Annotated in this window: 19 protein-coding genes, 1 tRNA gene and 1 pseudogene; 4 read left to right on the top strand and 17 right to left on the bottom strand. The window is 65.4% G+C overall.

All coding sequences use genetic code 11. The features are described 5' to 3' along the window. The 5 genes from clpX to ACFE7D_RS10420 all read right to left on the bottom strand — a co-directional run. The coding region (gene clpX, locus ACFE7D_RS10440; RefSeq protein WP_375395352.1) for an ATP-dependent Clp protease ATP-binding subunit ClpX at positions 1-736 on the bottom strand (736 nt) is incomplete at its 3' end. 136 nt (positions 737-872) lie between these two features. Continuing rightward, positions 873-1,562: an ATP-dependent Clp endopeptidase proteolytic subunit ClpP gene (clpP, locus tag ACFE7D_RS10435; protein WP_375395351.1), complete on the bottom strand. Its 690-nt coding sequence runs from the start codon at positions 1,560-1,562 to the stop codon at positions 873-875. A 55-nt stretch (positions 1,563-1,617) separates the two neighbouring features. Next, complete coding sequence (locus ACFE7D_RS10430; protein ID WP_375395350.1) at positions 1,618-2,568, bottom strand: glycosyltransferase family 2 protein; 951 nt, start codon at positions 2,566-2,568, stop codon at positions 1,618-1,620. A 96-nt stretch (positions 2,569-2,664) separates the two neighbouring features. Next, a complete protein-coding gene (tig, locus tag ACFE7D_RS10425) occupies positions 2,665-4,392 on the bottom strand; it encodes a trigger factor (protein WP_375395349.1) in 1,728 nt (575 codons plus the stop codon). Positions 4,393-4,453: 61 nt separating this feature from the next. Then, a tRNA-Leu gene (locus tag ACFE7D_RS10420) sits at positions 4,454-4,538 on the bottom strand. A gap of 111 nt (positions 4,539-4,649) precedes the next feature. On the opposite strand from ACFE7D_RS10420, the gene ACFE7D_RS10415 reads away from it, so the two are divergent. Beyond that, entirely contained in the window at positions 4,650-4,811 is a 162-nt protein-coding gene (locus tag ACFE7D_RS10415; protein ID WP_375395348.1) for a hypothetical protein, read from the top strand. Positions 4,812-5,040: 229 nt separating this feature from the next. On the opposite strand, the gene ACFE7D_RS10410 is transcribed toward ACFE7D_RS10415, so the two are convergent. From ACFE7D_RS10410 to gatC, 6 genes are all read right to left on the bottom strand, one after another. Then, a complete protein-coding gene (locus ACFE7D_RS10410) occupies positions 5,041-5,436 on the bottom strand; it encodes a GFA family protein (protein WP_375395347.1) in 396 nt (131 codons plus the stop codon). Beyond that, positions 5,433-6,038, bottom strand: coding sequence for a peptidylprolyl isomerase (locus tag ACFE7D_RS10405; protein ID WP_375395346.1), 606 nt, complete (start codon positions 6,036-6,038; stop codon positions 5,433-5,435). Before ACFE7D_RS10405 ends, ACFE7D_RS10410 begins: the two co-directional genes overlap by 4 nt. Before the next feature lie 148 nt (positions 6,039-6,186). Continuing rightward, positions 6,187-6,990 (bottom strand): hypothetical protein, encoded by an 804-nt coding sequence (locus ACFE7D_RS10400; protein ID WP_375395345.1) that lies wholly within the window; start codon positions 6,988-6,990, stop codon positions 6,187-6,189. 126 nt (positions 6,991-7,116) lie between these two features. After that, positions 7,117-8,574: an Asp-tRNA(Asn)/Glu-tRNA(Gln) amidotransferase subunit GatB gene (gene gatB / locus ACFE7D_RS10395; RefSeq protein ID WP_375395353.1), complete on the bottom strand. Its 1,458-nt coding sequence runs from the start codon at positions 8,572-8,574 to the stop codon at positions 7,117-7,119. A gap of 11 nt (positions 8,575-8,585) precedes the next feature. Continuing rightward, complete coding sequence (gene gatA / locus ACFE7D_RS10390; protein ID WP_375395344.1) at positions 8,586-10,070, bottom strand: Asp-tRNA(Asn)/Glu-tRNA(Gln) amidotransferase subunit GatA; 1,485 nt, start codon at positions 10,068-10,070, stop codon at positions 8,586-8,588. Next, a complete protein-coding gene (gene gatC / locus ACFE7D_RS10385) occupies positions 10,070-10,357 on the bottom strand; it encodes an Asp-tRNA(Asn)/Glu-tRNA(Gln) amidotransferase subunit GatC (RefSeq protein ID WP_375395343.1) in 288 nt (95 codons plus the stop codon). The genes gatA and gatC overlap by 1 nt, the downstream gene beginning before the upstream one ends. 95 nt (positions 10,358-10,452) lie before the next feature. On the opposite strand from gatC, the gene ACFE7D_RS10380 reads away from it, so the two are divergent. From ACFE7D_RS10380 to ACFE7D_RS10370, 3 genes are read left to right on the top strand one after another with little or no spacing between them, the layout of a single operon-like run. Continuing rightward, a complete protein-coding gene (locus ACFE7D_RS10380) occupies positions 10,453-11,562 on the top strand; it encodes a DUF3089 domain-containing protein (RefSeq protein ID WP_375395342.1) in 1,110 nt (369 codons plus the stop codon). Continuing rightward, positions 11,559-12,017, top strand: coding sequence for a Holliday junction resolvase RuvX (gene ruvX, locus ACFE7D_RS10375; protein WP_375395341.1), 459 nt, complete (start codon positions 11,559-11,561; stop codon positions 12,015-12,017). Before ACFE7D_RS10380 ends, ruvX begins: the two co-directional genes overlap by 4 nt. A 52-nt stretch (positions 12,018-12,069) precedes the next feature. Next, a complete protein-coding gene (locus tag ACFE7D_RS10370; RefSeq protein ID WP_375395340.1) occupies positions 12,070-13,338 on the top strand; it encodes a M20/M25/M40 family metallo-hydrolase in 1,269 nt (422 codons plus the stop codon). A 4-nt stretch (positions 13,339-13,342) separates the two neighbouring features. Here the strand turns inward: ACFE7D_RS10370 and ACFE7D_RS10365 are convergent, their stop codons facing one another. The 6 genes and pseudogenes from ACFE7D_RS10365 to ACFE7D_RS10340 all read right to left on the bottom strand — a co-directional run. Beyond that, positions 13,343-13,849 (bottom strand): hypothetical protein, encoded by a 507-nt coding sequence (locus ACFE7D_RS10365; protein ID WP_375395339.1) that lies wholly within the window; start codon positions 13,847-13,849, stop codon positions 13,343-13,345. 168 nt (positions 13,850-14,017) lie between these two features. Then, positions 14,018-15,070 carry an RcnB family protein gene (locus ACFE7D_RS10360; RefSeq protein ID WP_375395338.1) on the bottom strand — a complete coding sequence of 351 codons (1,053 nt, stop codon included), beginning with the start codon at positions 15,068-15,070 and terminating at the stop codon, positions 14,018-14,020. 114 nt (positions 15,071-15,184) lie between these two features. Beyond that, complete coding sequence (locus ACFE7D_RS10355; RefSeq protein WP_375395337.1) at positions 15,185-15,676, bottom strand: GAF domain-containing protein; 492 nt, start codon at positions 15,674-15,676, stop codon at positions 15,185-15,187. 407 nt (positions 15,677-16,083) lie between these two features. Further along, on the bottom strand, positions 16,084-16,509 hold the full coding sequence (gene arfB / locus ACFE7D_RS10350) for an alternative ribosome rescue aminoacyl-tRNA hydrolase ArfB (protein ID WP_375395336.1): 426 nt from the start codon (positions 16,507-16,509) through the stop codon (positions 16,084-16,086). Between the two features lie 493 nt (positions 16,510-17,002). Next, the gene (locus ACFE7D_RS10345) at positions 17,003-17,731 is read right to left on the bottom strand and encodes an ATP-binding cassette domain-containing protein (protein WP_375395335.1); all 729 of its coding nucleotides are present in this window, start codon (positions 17,729-17,731) and stop codon (positions 17,003-17,005) included. After that, positions 17,728-18,091 (bottom strand): annotated as a pseudogene (locus ACFE7D_RS10340) (hypothetical protein); the annotation flags it as partial. The gene ACFE7D_RS10345 and the pseudogene ACFE7D_RS10340, both read right to left, overlap by 4 nt.

The raw sequence follows: 18,091 nt of genomic DNA, 5'->3' as shown, positions 1-18,091 counted from the left end.
TGAACAGGATGTTGGTCGTGTCGACCTGCAGGAACTCCTGCTGCGGATGCTTGCGTCCACCCTGCGGCGGCACCGACGCGGTGGTGCCCTCCATCAGTTTCAGCAGTGCCTGCTGCACGCCCTCGCCCGACACGTCGCGGGTGATCGACGGGTTCTCGGCCTTGCGGCTGATCTTGTCGATCTCGTCGATGTAGACGATCCCGCGCTGCGCCCGCTCGACGTTGTAGTCGCTCGCCTGGAGCAGTTTCAGGATGATGTTCTCAACGTCCTCGCCGACATAGCCCGCCTCCGTCAGCGTCGTCGCGTCCGCCATCGTGAACGGTACGTCCAGAATTCTTGCAAGGGTTTGAGCGAGCAGCGTCTTGCCGCAACCGGTCGGCCCGACAAGCAGGATATTGCTCTTCGCCAGCTCGACATCCGCCCCCTTCTGGCCGTGGTTCAGGCGCTTATAGTGGTTATGCACCGCGACGGATAGCACCCGCTTGGCGCGCTTCTGACCAATCACGTAATCGTCGAGGACGTTGCAAATCTCTTGCGGGGTCGGCACGCCGCCGTCCTTCTTCGACACCAGCGCGGACTTCGTCTCCTCGCGGATAATGTCGTTGCACAGTTCGACGCATTCGTCGCAGATAAACACGGTGGGACCGGCGATGAGCTTGCGAACCTCGTGCTGCGACTTGCCGCAGAACGAACAATATAAAGTGCTCTTCGAGTCGCCACCATCAAGCTTCGGCATTCAATCACCTTTCGCCGCGAGTTTCGGGTCGCGCGGCCCGCTTTGGCTGGGCATCGTAACCCGGCTCTGTCACATTTCAACGGCCAATGATGGCTAATGCGGACGTCTGTCGCGTAAGATCGCTCGCTGCGTCCGATCAGGCCGCCTTCGCCACGTCGTCTGCGGGGGCCGGGCGCTTGTCGAACACCTCGTCGATCAGCCCGAATTCCTGCGCTTCCTTGGCAGACATAAACTTATCGCGGTCCATCGCGCGCTCAATTTCCTCAAGCGGCTTGCCGGTGTACCTGGCGTACAAGGTATTAAGATCGTGACGCATCCGCAAAATCTCGCGCGCCTGGATCTCGATGTCCGACGCCATGCCCTGCGCGCCGCCCGACGGTTGATGGATCATGATTCGGGAATTGGTGGTCGCCATCCGCATCCCCTTTTCGCCCGCTGACATCAGAAAACTGCCCATCGACGCTGCCTGCCCGATGCACACCGTCCCGACGCGCGGGCGGATATATTGCATCGTGTCATGGATCGCCATGCCAGCCGTCACCACCCCGCCCGGCGAGTTGATGTACATGAAGATGTCCTTCTTCGGGTTTTCCGACTCAAGGAACAGCAACTGCGCCGTGATGAGCGATGCCATTCCGTCCTCGACGCCGCCCGTCACGAAGACGATGCGTTCGCGCAGCAGTCGGCTGAAGATGTCGAAGCTGCGCTCCCCGCGATTCGACTGTTCGATGACGATGGGAACGAGCCCCGCCTGCGCCTGCTGCAGGGCGACGCCGGCATTAGCCAGCGGCCGCGCGAAATCGCCGGTGTCAAACGGATTGTGCATGGAACTCTCTCTTATGCCCTCGGAACCGCCAACATCGGCGTTTGGCGCTGGTTGTTCAAGTGCCGCGGCGGGGTGCCGGATAGGCCAGATAGGCCAGCCGCCGTACCTCGCGCCGCCCGCGTACGACGGTGTCGAGAATCAAGCCCGCAAACACGTTAAGCGCGGCAAACAATCCCAGGCCGGTAATGAGGATCGCGGTCGGGAATCGCGGCACGAGATGCGTCTCGAGATAGGTCAGGACCAGCGGCACGCCCAAGATGAGCGCGAACAGCGCGAAGATGCCGCCGATTGCCCCGAAGAACCACAAGGGCCGCTCGATCCGGTAGAGCGTCACGATGGTCTGCAGGATACGCCAGCCATCGCTATACGTGCTCAGCTTCGACGTCGACCCCTCGGGCCGCGCGAAATACCGTGTTTCGATCTCGGCGATCGGCATCTTCAGTTCGAGCGCATGGACGCTGATCTCGGTCTCGATCTCGAACCCGGCGCTGAGCGAAGGAAAGCTCTTTACATAGCGTCGCGAGAAGACGCGATAGCCCGACAGGATGTCGGTGAAGCTGCGGCCGAACAGTTGCGCGAGCATGCCGGTCAGCAGCGCGTTGCCGAACTGGTGCCCACGACGATACGCCTCCGCCTTCTCGTGGATGCGACTACCGACGACCATGTCGAGCTGTTCGTCGAGCAACCGGTCGACCAGCCCGGGCACGGCCGCCGCGTCATAGGTCGCATCGCCGTCCGCCATCACGTAGATATCGGCATCGACGTCGGCGAACATCCGCCGGACGACGGCGCCCTTGCCCTGGATCCGCTCGCGCCGGACGATCGCACCCGCTGCCGCGGCGATCTCGCAGGTCCGGTCGCTGCTGTTGTTGTCGTATACGTAGATCGTCGCGGTCGGCAGCGCGGCATGGAAGCCCGCGACCGTCTGCGCGATCGCGGTTTCCTCGTTATAGCAGGGTAGCAGGACGGCGATGGTCGGTTCGGTCAAGGCCTCTATCTCCGTCATGCCGGACTTGATCCGGCATCCATCGTGCCGCACATTCGACAGCTGTTTGGTTTGCGGCGCGATGGATGCCGGATTAAGTCCGGCATGACGGATGACTCACCCCTCCGCCTTCACCTTCTTCGCCCGCGGTTTCTTCACCGGCGCGTCGGCAGCGTCGGCAGCCTCGGTCCCCTCGGCCGCTTCCGCCGCGACCGGCGAAGATTCCAGAAGCGCCGTCTCCACCTCGACCCGCGCCGCCTTCTTTCCGGCCGCCGGCTTCTTAGCCGGTGCAGGCTCGACCTCGGCCCCCGCATTGTCACCCTCGGCGACGGGCTTCGTCGCAACCTTCTTCGCAGGCTTTGCGGCCTCCTCGGCTAGCGGCTCGGTCACTGCCGCGTCGGTCACCTTGGCCTTCTCGGCAGCAGGGTTCTTCTCAGGCTCATGGTCGTGGTCGTGGTCGTGGTCGTCGTCATGGTCGTGGTCATGATCGTGCGAATGCGTGCCCGTCGCAAAACCGTCTTCGCTCTCGATCGCGGCTTCCAGTTCCTCGCGAGTTGTCTCGCGGTCGGTGATCGCGGCTTTCCCGAACAGGAAATCGACGACCTTGTCCTCGTACAGCGGCGCACGAAGCTGTGCGGCGGCCATCGGTTCCGCCTGGACATATTCGATGAAGCGCTTGCGATCTTCGGGCCCATATTGCTGCGCGGCCTGCGCGATCAGCCGGTTCATTTCCTGGTTGCTGACCTCGACGCCGTTCGCCTGGCCGATCTCGGACAGCAACAGCCCGAGTCGAACGCGACGCTCCGCGATCTTGCGGTAATCGGCGCGGTCGATCTCCATTTCCGCGCGCGCCGCCTCGGGGTCGGCCTCATGCCCGGCCTCGTGATCGAGCTGCTGCCAGATCTGGTCGAACTCAGCCTCCACCATCGACGGCGGAACCTCGAAATCGTGGCCCTCCGCCAGCTGGTCGAGCAGCTTTCGCTTCATATGCGTGCGGGTCAGCCCGTTATGCTGCTGCTCGATCTGGCCTTTCAGCAATTCGCGCAGCTTCTCCAGGCTTTCGAGTCCAAGCGACTTGGCGAGGCCATCGTCGATCGTGCTTTCGCCCGCAGTCTTCACCGACTTGATGACCAGGTCGAACGTCGCCGCCGCACCCTTCAGATTCTCCGCCGCATAATCGTCGGGGAAGGTGACGTTGATCTGGCGCGCTTCGCCCGCCTTCACGCCGACGACCTGCTCCTCGAAGCCGGGGATCAGCCGTCCGGTGCCCAGCTCGACCGCCATGTCCTCGCCGGTACCACCCTCGAACGGCACGCCGTCGACCTTGCCGACGAAGTCCATCGTGACAAGGTCGCCCATCGCCGCGGCATGATCGTCCGCCGCGTCGTCCCACTTCTTCTGCTGATCGGCGAAGGTCTTCAGCTGCTCCTCCACCGCTTCGTCGGCGACGGGTACGGTCAGCCGTTCAAGCGTCAGCGCGTCGATCGACGGCGTCGGGACCTGCGGCAGCACTTCCATCGACACCTTGATCGCGGCGTCCTTGCCGGGTTCGTAGCCCTCGGCCAGCTCGACCGCAGGCTGCATCGCCGGGCGCAACTGCTTCTCGGCGACGAGGCCCTGGACGCCTTCCTGGATCGCGGTGTTCAGCGCATCCTGCATCAGCGCGGGGCCGTGCATCTTGCGCACCAGGTTGGTGGGCACCTTGCCGGGGCGGAAGCCGGGCATGCGGATCTGCGGTGCCAGGCGCTTCAGCTCCCCGTCCACCTTCGCGTCGATATCGCGCGCGGTGATGGTCAGCGTGTAGCCGCGCTTCAGGCCCTCGTTCAACGTCTCGACAGTCTGCATGGGAAGCCTTCAATCAGGAGAATATGTCGGGTGCCGTGAACCCCGCACTTTCGCGCGGGACTGGTGCGGGCGAAGGGACTCGAACCCCCACATCTTGCGATGGCAGGACCTAAACCTGCTGCGTCTACCAGTTCCGCCACGCCCGCGAGAGGCACCGTCGAACGCGCGCGTCTATACCAGCGAAGCCGTCCGGGGCAAGCGCGACGACGCAACCCGGTGCCGATGCGATCGTTGGACGCGGTGAAGGAGAGCAGATGATGGCCACGCAACCACCACCGGAAAGCCCGGTACCCGACAGCCAGCCCGTCCAGCCGGCCGCCCCCCCACCCGAGATCGCGCCGCCCGCGCCGGATTTCGACCAACCCTCCCCGGGCACGATGCCCACCGACCCCGGCACCGCGCAGCCCACCGAAATCTGAAGGACCGACACATGACCGATACCGACACAGAAGACGCCCGCCGCATCCGCGAGGAATAAGGACCCGCGCAGCGACCTGGAGCAGGAGGTCGAGGCGCGGTCCGACGCGGTCGCGCGCGGCGAAGGTGGTCCGGAGCCGGAAACGATGACCGATACCGGCATGCCCGACGGCGTGGGGGGCACGGGCGGCGTCACCAAGAATCAGGACGACGACGCCCAATAGCAAACCGTCAGTCGTGAACGACACCCTCGCCGACGATCTCCACCCAAGGCAGCTTTCGATCTTCGTACATCGAAAATTCCGGGGCGGGAATCGGACCTTCCACGATCGCGCCGAGTGAGATCGCGATCACGTCGTCCATGCCTTCGTTGACGTAGGCGACGGTCGCGCCGCAGGCGGGGCACCAGCGATACGATGCCTTAGCGCCGCTGCCGCCCATCCGCTCCCAGACGTTCCAGTCGCCCGTGATCGTGACCGCTTTCTTCGCGAAGCGCGCCTGCGCGGCGAAAGCGCCTCCGGTGCGCAACTGGCAGGACCGGCAATGGCATACCGACACACGTACCGGTTCGCCCTCGATGACAGCGGCCAGCTGGCCGCAACGGCAGCTGGCGCGCCGCGTCGTCATGGCAGCCGGCGGGCGGTGACGACGGTGACGGGCGTCTCGGGCACTTCGCCCTTGAACGCGCCGCGCTGCGTCTTCGTCGGGGAAACGGGCGCGTCGAATATCTTCAACACCGCCTCCATCCCGTCAGTCACTCGGGCGAAGGTCGCGTAGCCCAGATTGTCGCCGGGTTTGGTCGGATCGGCATCCAGATAGCGCTGATCGCCGACGCTGATCGTGAAGTCGCCCCGCCCCGATCCCGGGGCCAGTCGCGCGAGCGACAGCGTGCCGTCGATGTGCGGCAGCCCAGTCTGCGTGGTCGGTTCATGCACGATCGGCGGCAGGACGCGCTTGGGATCATTATCGATGCCGAATTGCACGAAACCGAAATGGTCGGCGACCTTCACCGTGCGGTAGAATAGGATGCCGTCGAGCCGATGCTGATCGACATAGCGCAGGAAATTCGCCGCCGTGATCGGTGCCTTCACGACCTCGACCGCCACGACGAACCGGCCGGCGGTCGTCTCGATCGCAACTCGCGGCAGCGACGGGTCGATCGCCGGCACCTGTGCATGAGCCGTCGTCGCGGCAAGAGCGAGCAGGAAAGCGGCAAGCCATTTCGTCATGGCTTACGCCTACCTCCGTCCCGCAACCGCGTGAAGCGGCATAGTACTGGCCGTATCGCCTGTTCGTTTCGGGCCATACCACCAGTACGTTATCTTGGATTTGACCCCGGGGTGACGGAAATCCTCCGATGCCCCTCCGAAAATCGAATTACGCGATCGTAAAATCATATACTCGCGCCGTCCCGTTCGCCCCCGTCAGGACGAAGGCATATTCGCCCGGCTCCAGGTCCCGCGATTCGCTCACCTTGAACGCCGACTCGCCGACCTCGCTCGTCTCGAACCGGATCACGTCCTTGGTATCGATGCCCCTGCGGCTGCTATAGGCCGAGACTTTCCCGGTACCGACTTCCCGTTCGTCCTTCCTTACCTTGAAACGGACCAGGGTGAATTCGTCGGGGGACTGGGCTGCGACCGAGTCCGGGGTGCAGAAGTCGCTGACCTTCCGGCCGCCGGCCAGGAAATAGAAATAGAAGACCGGGCGATGGGTCTTGACCTCGACACGACTGTGTTCGTCCGGCAGCACCAGCTTGCCGACATAGGGCAGCAGGATACTGCCGTTGCCGGTGACCTTGATGCCGCTCGCCTTCGATGGCCGCATCAACTGCATCTTCGGGGTGCCGAGCCAGTCCTGCATCACATAGATGCCCGGCGGATGCGCTACCGCCGGATCGGTAGAGCCTGCACCGACGCCCTGTGCGTGCGGCGATGCCGAGCAGCGCGCGACCATCGCCGCGATCACGTCGTCCGAGACACCGGCTTGCTTCAACGCGATCAGACCGTCGGTCGACACGTCGTAACTGCACGGCAGCCCGTTCACCTTGGCGATGATCGTGTTGTCGCCCAATCCCGCATGATGGAGCGCCACGACGCTCTTGTTGTCGAAGCGTTGCGCCGACGCTGCAGACGACAATACCAGCGCGACCGCCAGGAAAAACAACCGAACCCGTTCCATGAATGCCCCCTTCGCTCGCGCGACAAGCGAGGAGATGGGTAACCATAGCCCTCATGATGCGTGCGAGAGACTATTGAGCCCTCCGACGCGGCTGCGGTCAACGCACAACCGCGACCAGAAATGAACCTATCCCTGCAGCGCGGCCTTCAACAGTTGGTTGACGACCGCGGGGTTGGCCTTGCCGCCCATCGCCTTCATCGTCTGCCCGACGAAGAAACCGAACAGCGCCTCCTTGCCGCCGCGATATTGCGCCAGCTGGCCGGAGTTCTTCACCATCACCTCCGCGATGACCGCTTCTATCGCACCGGTATCGCTGGTCTGTTTCAGCCCGCGATCCTCGACGATCTTCGCTGGTGCGTCTCCCGTTTCCAGCATCACCTCGAACACTTGCTTCGCCAGGCTGCCCGACAGCGTGCCGTCGGCGACAAGCGCAAGCAGTTCCGCCGCCTGCGCTGGCACCACCGGACTATCGGCGATCGTCTTGCCGACCCGATTGAGCGCACCAAACAGTTCTGACGTGACCCAATTGGACGCCGGCCCCGCAGGCGCGCCGGTTTCCAGCAAGGCGTCGAACCAACGCGCGGTTTCGACCTCGGCGGTAAGAACGTCCGCATTGTAAGGGGTTACGCCCGCTTTCTCATACCGCTTGCGCTTCGCATCGGGTAGTTCCGGCAGCGATGCGCGACAGGCCTCCAGGAACGCGTCGTCAAGTTCGAGCGGCAGCAGATCGGGATCGGGAAAATAACGATAATCATGCGCATCCTCCTTGGATCGCATCGACCGCGTCACGCCCTTGTCAGGATCGAACAGCCGCGTTTCCTGGACGATCTTGCCCCCGCCCTCTATCACGCCGACCTGCCGTCGGGCCTCATGCTCGACCGTTGCCATGACGAAGCGGACCGAATTGACGTTCTTCGTCTCCGTCCGCGTGCCGAGTGCCTGGCCCGGCTTGCGTACGCTCACGTTCACGTCCGCACGCATCGACCCTTCTTCCATGTTGCCGTCGCACGACCCGACATAGCGCAGGATCGCGCGCAGCTTGCGCAGATACGCCCCGGCCTGCGCCGGCGATTCCATGTCCGGCCGACTGACGATCTCCATCAGCGCGACCCCCGAACGGTTGAGATCGACATAGGATCGAGTCGGATGCTGGTCGTGCATCAGCTTGCCGGCATCCTGCTCGACATGGATCCGCTCGACGCCGATGACCTTGGTGCCGTCGCCATCCTCGATCTCGATTGAGCCTTCCCCGACCAGCGGGTGGTAGAGCTGGCTGATCTGGTAGCCCTGCGGCAGGTCGGCGTAGAAATAATTCTTCCGGTCGAACCGCGACCATGTGTTGATCTTCGCATCGATCGCCATGCCCGTGCGCACCGCCTGACGGATGCACTCGCCATTGGGCACCGGCAGCATCCCCGGCATCGCCGCATCGACCAGCGAAACCTGTGTATTGGGTTCCGCCCCGAACGTCGCCGATGCGCCGGAAAACAGCTTGGCGTTCGACGTGACCTGCGCGTGCACTTCGAGGCCGACCACGACCTCCCATTCGCCGGTTTCGCCGTGGATGCGGTAGCTGTCCGTCATCGTCCCCTCGCTCACCACCACGCCTCCGGCCGCGCCACGAACCCTGCCCGCTGCTCGATCGCCAGTCCGGCGTTCAATACGCCCTGCTCGTCGAATGGCTTGCCGATGATCTGCAGCCCGAGCGGCAGGCCGTCCTTGTCGACGCCGCCGGGCACGCTCATCGCTGGCAGACCGGCAAGCGACGAAGGCACGGTGAAAACGTCGTTGAGGTACATTGCGAGCGGATCGGCGGACTTCTCGCCCAGAGCGAAGGCGGCGCTCGGCGCGGTCGGCGCGAGCAGGACGTCGCACCTTGCCCATGCCTGTTCGAAATCGCGAGAGATCAGCGTACGTATCTTCGCTGCTTGTGTGAAGTAGGCATCATAGAAGCCCGCAGATAAAACATATGTTCCGATCAGGATACGCCGCTTTACCTCCGCCCCGAACCCATCCGCACGGGTCGCCGCATACATGTCCTGCAACCCCGCACCCGCGGGCAGATCCCGCAGACCGTACCGGACGCCGTCATAGCGCGCGAGGTTGGACGATGCTTCGGCAGGAGCGATGATGTAATAGGCCGGCAATGCATATCTCGTGTGTGGTAGCGAGACTTCGACGATCTCGGCACCCGCGTCGCGCAACCAGGCGATGCCCTGTTGCCAGAGCGCGTCGATCTCCTCGGGCATGTCATCGACCCGATATTCTTTGGGAATACCGACGCATTTACCTTTGAGATCGCTCGACAATCCGGCTTCCCAATGAGGCACGTCCAGCTTGAGCGAGGTCGCATCGCGTGCGTCGAACCCGGCCATCGCCTCCAGCATGATCGCGCAATCGCGCACGTCGCGCGCCATAGGCCCCGCCTGGTCGAGCGAGGAGGCAAATGCTATCGTACCCCAGCGCGAGCAGCGGCCATAGGTCGGTTTGATACCCGATATGCCCGTGAACGCCGCCGGTTGGCGGATAGAGCCGCCGGTATCGGTGCCGGTCGCGCCGGGGCACAACCGCGCCGATACGGCGGAGGACGACCCGCCCGACGATCCGCCCGGTGCGAGCGCGGCATTGCCCCCATCCTTGCGCCGCCACGGCGAGATCACGTTGCCGAATGCGCTCGTTTCGTTCGACGACCCCATCGCGAACTGGTCCATGTTCAGCTTGCCGAGCATCCCCGCGCCTGCATCGAACAGCCGTTCGGAAACCGCGCTCTCGTACGGCGGCACGAAGCCTTCGAGGATGCGGCTCGCAGCGGTCGTCGTGGTGCCCTTCGTGCAGAACAAGTCCTTCATGCCGATCGGCACGCCGGCCAGCGGCTTCGGCACTTCGCCCGCCGCACGCGCCGCATCGGCAGCATCGGCCGCGGCGAGCGCGTGGTCGGGCGTCTCGACGATGAAGGCGTTGAGCAGTTTCGCCTTCGCCACCTTGGCGACGAACGCCTCGGCAACGCTGCGCGCGGTGAAATCGCCCTCGCGTACCCCGTCGCGGATCGCGGCGACGCCCAGGTCGGTGAGATCGACCACTATTCGATCACCTTCGGCACGGTGAAGAAGCCATGTTCCGCCTCGGGCGCATTCTTCATCAGCAGATCGCGTATGCCGCCCTCCGTCACGACATCGTCGCGCAGGCGCAGCGTATTGGGGACGACCGCGGTCATCGGCTCGACGCCGGTCGTATCGACCTCGCCCAGTTGTTCGATCCAGCCCATGATGTTGTCGAGTTCGGGGGCGAGGCGCTGTGCGTCCTCGTCGGTGATCGCGATGCGGGCAAGGCTCGCGATCCGCTTCACGGTGGCGGGTTCTACGGACATGATGCGCGGCTAGCACCGCGGCTCGCCCACGCGCAACCCGGATTGCCAGCGGTGATGCGCTGGGGCACGGAGCGCCGTCCGCCCCGGAGAGCGTTTTGGCCCGCAAGTTCCTCTATGCCGTCGCCGTCCTGATCGTCCTCGTGATCGCGGGGGCATTCGCGTACCGGCTCTACGGGACGCAATTGCTGCGGCTGGCGCTGGTCCCCCGCGAGACGTTCAGGGCCGAGCGGCCGATCGATGCTGCGGCCTATGCGGACAGGGCGATGTGGATCGCGCGGCCGGATATCACCGACAATCCGACGCTATGGGTGCCCGCAGGATACACGCCCGGCAAAACGCCCGAAGCCGCGGTGTTCTTCATTCACCCCACCTCCTATCTCGCGCGCGATCACTGGAATGCGCCGCTCGGCGACAAGGAGGCGAACGACCGCGCCGCGCTGTTCCTGCGCGGGCAGGCGAGTGCGTTCAACGAGGCGGCTCAGGTCTGGGCCCCCCGTTATCGCCAGGCGACGTTCGGCGCATTCCTGACCGACATCGCCGATGCACAGAAAGCGCTCGACCTTGCTTACCGTGACGTATCGGCCGCATTCGACGCGTTCCTGACACAGGTCGGTCCCGACCGGCCGATCATCCTGGCGGGGCACAGTCAGGGCGCGCTCCATCTCGAGCGACTGCTGCGCGACCGCGTCGCGAAGGACCCGGCGCTCGCGAAACGGACCGTCGCCGCCTACGTCATCGGCTGGCCGATCTCGAAGACCGCCGATCTTGGCGCGCTCGGCCTGCCGGCCTGCGCTGCCGCCGACCAGCCCGGATGTATCCTGTCATGGGAAAGCTTTGCGGAGCCCGCCGATCCGTCGCTGATCCTCGACACCTATGATGCGACGACGGGGTTCGACGGCCACCCGCGGATCAATACGCCCATCCTGTGCATCAATCCGCTGACCGGCACGCCCGATGCCGCCGCACCCGCCGCGGCGAACCTCGGCACGCTCTATCCGTCCGCCGACCTGTCGAGCGCGACGATCCTTGCCGGCCGGGTCCCCGCGCGCTGCGCCGGGCGCGGTTTCCTGCTGATCGGGGAGCCGCCCAACCTTGGCAGCTATGTTCTGCCAGGGAACAACTACCATGTGTACGATTACAGCCTGTTCTGGGCCAATGTCCGGATGGACGCCGTGCGGCGGCTGGCCGCATTCGACGACCGGTGATCACCGGGGATCGCAGCGCATTCAGGGCCATGCTGCCCGAAGGTGGACGGCTATTGGGACTGGACGTGGGTACCAAAACGATAGGCACGGCGTTGTGCGATGCCGGCTGGAGCTTCGCCAGCCCGGCGACGCTCGTGCGGCGGACCAGGTTCCAGAAAGACAAGACGATCCTCGCGCAGCTAATCGCCGCTCAGGCGGTGCGCGGGATCGTCGTCGGGTTGCCGATCAACCTCGACGGCAGCGAAAGCCCGCGCAGCCAGTCCACCCGCGCCTTCGCGCGCAACATGGAGGACCTGGCACCGGTACTGCTATGGGACGAACGCTGGTCGACCGTCGCGGTAACGCGGACGCTGATCGAACAGGACGCAAGCCGTGCGAAGCGGGCGGAACTGGTCGACAAGATGGCGGCGGCGTATATCCTGCAGGGTGCGATCGATGCGCTGACGGCGTTTTAGCGCCACCGAACGAGCCCTTGAGTAGCGATGCGTTTCCGGCCACCATCCGTCCATGCTGATCCCGCTCCTCCTCGCCGCCGCCCTCCCCGCCCCGTCGCAACAGCAGATGAAGGCGACCGTCACGACGCTCGTCGGCTTCGGTACGCGCCATACCTTGTCGACCACGACCGATCCGAAGCGCGGGATCGGCGCGGCGCGCGACTGGGCGGCGGCGCGGTTCCGGGCGATCGCGGCGGATTGCGCCGGATGCGTCACGGTCGAGCGCATATCGCGCAGCTTCACCGGACCGCGCGCGCCGAACGGCGTGCTGGTCGAGGATGTGCTCGGTATCCAGCCGGGCCGCGATCCGAACCGCGTCGTCATCGTCGGCGGCCATATCGACAGCCGGGTGACGAACGAGATGAACGCCACCTCCGACGCACCGGGCGCGAACGACGATGCGTCGGGCGTCGCGCTGGTGCTGGAGGCGGCACGCATCCTGTCGAAGCGGCATTTCGACGCGACGATCGTATACGCGATCTTCTCGGGCGAGGAACAGGGGCTGTGGGGCTCCACGCTGCTGGCCGAAACCGCGAAGACGCGCGGCTGGCAGGTGTCGGCGATGCTCAATAACGACATCATCGGCAACAGCATTGGCCAGGGCGGCGTCCGCGAAGCGAAGACCATACGCGTGTTCTCGGAAGGCATCCGCGCGGCCGAAGACCTGCCGCAGCAACAGGCGCGCCGCGCGGACGGCGGCGAGGACGACGGCCCAAGCCGAGCGCTGGCCAAGACCATCGACGGTATCGCGGACGGCATTCCGGGCGGACTCGACGTGTTCGTCGATCGCCGCCCCGACCGGTTCGGCCGCGGCGGCGACCACGAACCGTTCCTGAAGCTCGGCTATCCAGCGGTCCGCTTCTCGGTCGCGGCGGAGAACTGGGACCGCCAGCATCAGGACCTGCGCACCGAGAACGGCGTCGTCTACGGCGATACGATCGACGGCATGGACTTCGCGTATCTGGCGAAGGTGACCGCGATCAACATGGCGACGATCGCCCGCCTGGCGAGCGCACCCGCAGCACCGGGCGGCGTGTCGATGTCGGGTGCCCTGTCCCGCGACACGACGGTGAAGTGGACCGCGGTGCCCGGCGCGGTCGGCTACCGCGTCCGGTGGCGGCGCAACGACCGGCAGGACTGGACCGGCAAGCGCGACGTGGCGGGGACGACGGTGGTATTGCCGCAGGTGCCGGTCGACGACCATTTCGTCGGCGTATCCGCGCTGGCGGCGGATGGGTCGGAGAGCCTGGTCAGTTTCGCAGGGCGACCACCGCGAAATTGAGGCGCTACAGGAAGGCGTGCGACAGATCCCGGTACGTCGTCGCCTCCTCCATCTTGCCCGCTTCGCTGGACCAGATTTCGAGGCGATCGACTCGTCGACGATCGAAGAACAGACGCGCTTGGTAGGCGGCCGCCGCATCGCCGCAATCGAGGACGAGTTCGTAGCGATCGGGGGTCAAGCGGTGCAAGGCGCCCCTGTCGATGTCGGCCAGCGCCAGAATCGCGCCGCGCGGCACGGCGACCCGGTCCTTGCCCACCCGAAGCATCAACCGGTCGACGAGAGAGCAATGCACGCGACCGCCGCTGCACCGCGTCACGGCGGCGGGCGTGCGTTCGCTGGCGGTCGCGAACCGAGTCGTCAGCGCAGCCGAGATCGGGGTTCCGGCCGATCCACCGGACAGCCGGGTCTCGCCCTGCTCGGCGACCGCCGTTCCCGTCGGCTGGGCGAACGTCGTCGAAACGGGCGCCAGGATGGCGACGAAGGCACATCCCAAAGCGATCCTACGTGCCACGCAGCCCATGGTCCTCTCCGTACTATCCATCGCCGATATCAGCCGCGAGGGCCGATGACATCGATCAAACGACCATGACAGGCGATCCAGACACCAAAATGCCGTCCCGCGTGCGTTGCGCGGGACGGCATCCCCGGCGGCCCGTGGTCGGGCCGTTCCCCCGGTGGCTCAGCGGCAGCCGCAGGCGGGCTTGTGCCACACCGGCTTGTGCCAGACGCGCTTGCGCCAGACCTTGCGCGGTCGGCTATACGTCACCGCATCCTCGTAGATCTCGGTCGTCGTCGTCGTGACGACCGGAGCGGACTGGACGACGACCGTGGTCGTCGATCCGCCGCCATAATAGCCGCCGGTCGTGGTGGTGACCGTCGTCGTGCCGTCGGGCGACACCCAGCCGGCGCGCGGCGGGGGCGCGTAACCGGCGGGGGGTGGCGGCGCATAGGCGGGCGCTACGGGCGGCTCGCGATAGTCGGCGCCATGATGCGGCCGATGCGGACCGCTGGTGCCGCGATCGATCGCATAACCCGCCAGACCGCCGACGCCGGCGCCGATCAGCGTGCCGCCCAGCCGATTGCCGCGACCCGCGATCAGGTTGCCCGCGACCCCGCCGACCGCCGCGCCCGCCAGCGCGCCGCCGACGCCGCTGCTGCGATGCTGTTCGTAGCCGGGCGCATAGGTCGACTGGCCATAGGTCTGCTGGACCGCACCGCCCGGGGCGTAGCCGGCGTCCGAAGACCCCGCATAGACCGTCTCGTTCCCTGCATAGCCATTGTCGTAGCCGTCCCAGTCGAGCCCGCCGACGGTATCGTACACCCCGCCGCGATCGTCGATCAGCACCGCGTCGTCGTAATAACGCGCCCAGTTATAGCCGTAGGGCGGCTGCGACAGGCCGTAATCCGCCCAATCGGAAATGTAGAAACGCGGCGTGTTCCAATAGCCTGGCACGCGCCAGCCGCGGCGGGGCTGTCGATAGGCGCTCCAGCCGCCGGGGGCGTTCGCGCCGCCCCACCAGTGGCCGTCCACCTTGCTGCCCCAGCGATTGCCGTGCGGATGGCCGACAGAGTTCGTCGTGCGGATCATCGCCGGCGGCGGCGGGGCCATCGTCCGGTCCGGATTCGGCGTCGCATAGGCAGCGCCCGGTCCATGCGCGATCATGCGCTGCGCCGATGCCTGACACGCAGTCGTCGCGGCGATGGCGGCAGTGGCGATCAAAAGGCTGCGCATTCGTGTCTCCCTAATCTCCGACGACCCACCCTGCGCCGGACAAATGTCTACGTTAAGGTGTCACTTACCAATCTCGGACCGAAGTCGCCAGCGCGCTGCGTGTCCCGATTCGGATCAACCCATAGGCGCGATGCGTGCGGCGATCAGCGCGACGATCGACTCGCAACCGGCTTGGTCATCGGTATCGAACCGGTCGGGGACGGGACTGTCGAGGTCGAGCACGCCGATCACCGCGCCGCCATGCACGATCGGCACGACGAGTTCGGACCGACTCGCCGCGTCGCAGGCGACATGGCCGGGAAAGGCGTGGACATCCGCGATCCGCTGCGTCGCGCCCGTCGCCACCGCCGTCCCGCAAACGCCCGCGCCGACCGCGATGCGGATGCAGGCGGGCTTGCCCTGGAACGGCCCAAGCACCAGCTCGCCGTCCATCATGCGGTAGAAGCCCGCCCAGTTGAGGTCGGGCAGATATTGCCAGAGGACTGCCGCCGCGTTGGCCATGTTCGCGATCGCATCGGGCTCGTCCGCGGTCAACGCATCGACCGCAGCGAGGAGATCGCGGTAGAGTTCGGTCTTGCTGTCGGCGGCGATGTCGAAGGCGTACATGGGCCGATTCTACAACCGTCGTGACCGTAGGCAAAATCGGCGCTCCCGGCAGGGGCTGAAAGCGGCGCGGGTCCGACCCGATTGGTCCGCCGGAAAGCAGGACGGATCGGAATCTCGCCGGTTCGGAAGTGGACGAACCACACGCCACGTCCCGCGCGAAATGTCCTTCTGCAACGGGACCAAGCGGCAGCGAAGCGTTGAAGCGAGGTGCGTGGCGACCATCCGCCAGGGTAGAGCCAATTCCAGCCGTGTAGGACAGCGATTTTCCTGCGTCGCCCTTCCCACCCGGTCACCCCAGCGAAAGCTGGGGTCTCCGGTTGGCTGGCGAAAAGCCCTCGGCATGAGACCCCAGCTTTTGCTGGGGTGACGGAACGGGGGAGGGTCGCGCCAGCGGACGCACGGCTCGCTCAATCGTGCGACACGCGGCCCCGCCCCGCCTTCACCGCGCTCCGGCCCTTCTTCGCATCGACCCGCCGCGTCTGACTGGCCTTGGTCGGGCGGGTCGGGCGGCGCTTCTTGGGAACGATGGTGGCCTCCGCGATCAGCGCCACCAGCCGGTCGCGCGCATCCTGACGGTTCAAATGCTGCGACCGCGATCCCTCGGCGCGCAGGATCAGCACGCCGTCGATCGTCATCCGCGATCCCGCCAGCGTCGCCAGCCGGTTCTTCACCGCATCGGGCAGCGTCGTATTCGCCGCGACGTCGAAGCGCAGGATGACCGCGCTGTCGGTGGTGTTCACATGCTGCCCCCCCGCCCCGCCCGAACGCGTGGCGGATTCGGCCAGTTCGCTGTCGTCGATCCAGATCGACCGGGTGATGGGGATCGCGACCATGCGGGTCAGATACAACGACCGTACGGTCGGCGCTACCGGCTGCGCTGGTGCCGTGCGCCCAGAGGGCAAATAGCGGCGTTCGCCCACTCCCATCCGCCGAAATAGTTGCGGAAGTGGAGGAAGTGGAGGTGTGCCATTCGCCTTTCCACATCGTGTGAAAACAAGAGCTTGCGGCGATCGGGGTGGCGATAGCGGTTGGATGATCGACCTGGGTGCGCATGATGCGGGGATGGCACGGCCGGTGATCTGTAGGACAGCGGGAAATGTCGCGTTTCGACCAATTCACGCCGTTTAAATAAACGGCACGCGATCCCGACACCGGTCATTCAAACCGCATATTAAATTCCCGTTTCTCCATGTCGATTGGCTATTTCGGGAAAAGCCAATCGGGAACTAATTTTGGGAAAGCGAAGGTCATCCTCTGCCGACGGCTCGATCAGCAGCGTGGCTTTCCCGCTCCACGTTCGTTTTTGGGAAAGGATCCGACCTAGAATTACACGATCAGCCCGGATCGCAGGCGGTCGATCGTTTGTCGCTCGAAAGCCTGCGGATTCTGGGCAGCTGTCCGCAACATATCCTCGTCCAGAGCCAGCGCGACCTTGCCATCGGCGATCATAAGACCGGCGTCGCAAGCGGACGCTAGCGTGCCGAGGTCATGGAGAGCGGTGATGAGCGTCAGGCCACCATCGACCATTTCGCGCAGGACTTCGCGCAAATCGAAAATCGCGACGGGATCGAGCCAGTTGAACGGTTCGTCGAGGATCACGAGCGGGTGACCGCCCGCGAATGCTGCGGCAAGCGCGATACGCTGGCGCATCCCAGCCGAGCAGTCGCCGATCCAGCGGTCGAGCAGTGGAGCCAGACCCAGCGCCTCATGTAATTTACCCAGACGTGAGCGGACATCGTCGATGCTCCCGCCGACGAGTTCGAGAACGTCGCGTCCCCGCAGCGCGTCCGGCAGCTTGTCGGCCGGAGGGGAGAAGCCGAAGCGAAGCGCCCGTTCGGCGCGATTCTCGCCCAGTTCCTCGCCATCCACCCGGCATGATCCGCGGGCGAAGGGCAGTCGGCCTGCGAGCGCTCTGAGCAGGCTGGTCTTGCCCGATCCGTTGGCGCCGATGAGGCCGAACCACGATCCAGTCGAGATCGTCAGGTCGACGCCCTGCACGACATGCTGCCCGCTCCGTTCGACGGTCGCGCCCGCGAGATCGATGGCGGGGTTCATGCCAGCAGCCACGTCTTCGCCCGCCCCCGGCGTTGCAACTGCCAGAGCATGGCGAAAGCGAGGACGGGCAGGGTCACGGGCATCGAATAGGCGACCAGCATGAGCAGTCCTGCAAGAATGGAGACGAGGAGATCGGCGAACCGCTTGGCATGCAGCCGGTAGGCAAGGACGCGCAGGCTTACGAGCAGCAGCATCGCGGCGCACACGGCAGCAACGATGCCGGCCGCGATCGGGCGGAGCATGACCCAGCTTGCCGGAACCGCCACAGCGAGGAATGACGCCAATCCCCTAATGTGGCGAACGATGATGTGCCGTGATCCATGTCCGGCGATGGTCATGAAGCGGACGATGGCGTCATCG

Origin of the sequence: uncultured Sphingomonas sp., assembly GCF_964244235.1 — a bacterium.
Classification (GTDB): Bacteria; Pseudomonadota; Alphaproteobacteria; order Sphingomonadales; family Sphingomonadaceae; genus Sphingomonas.
The sequence above is the reverse complement of the archived record's forward strand: the minus strand, read 5'-3'. Positions and strand labels throughout refer to the sequence as shown.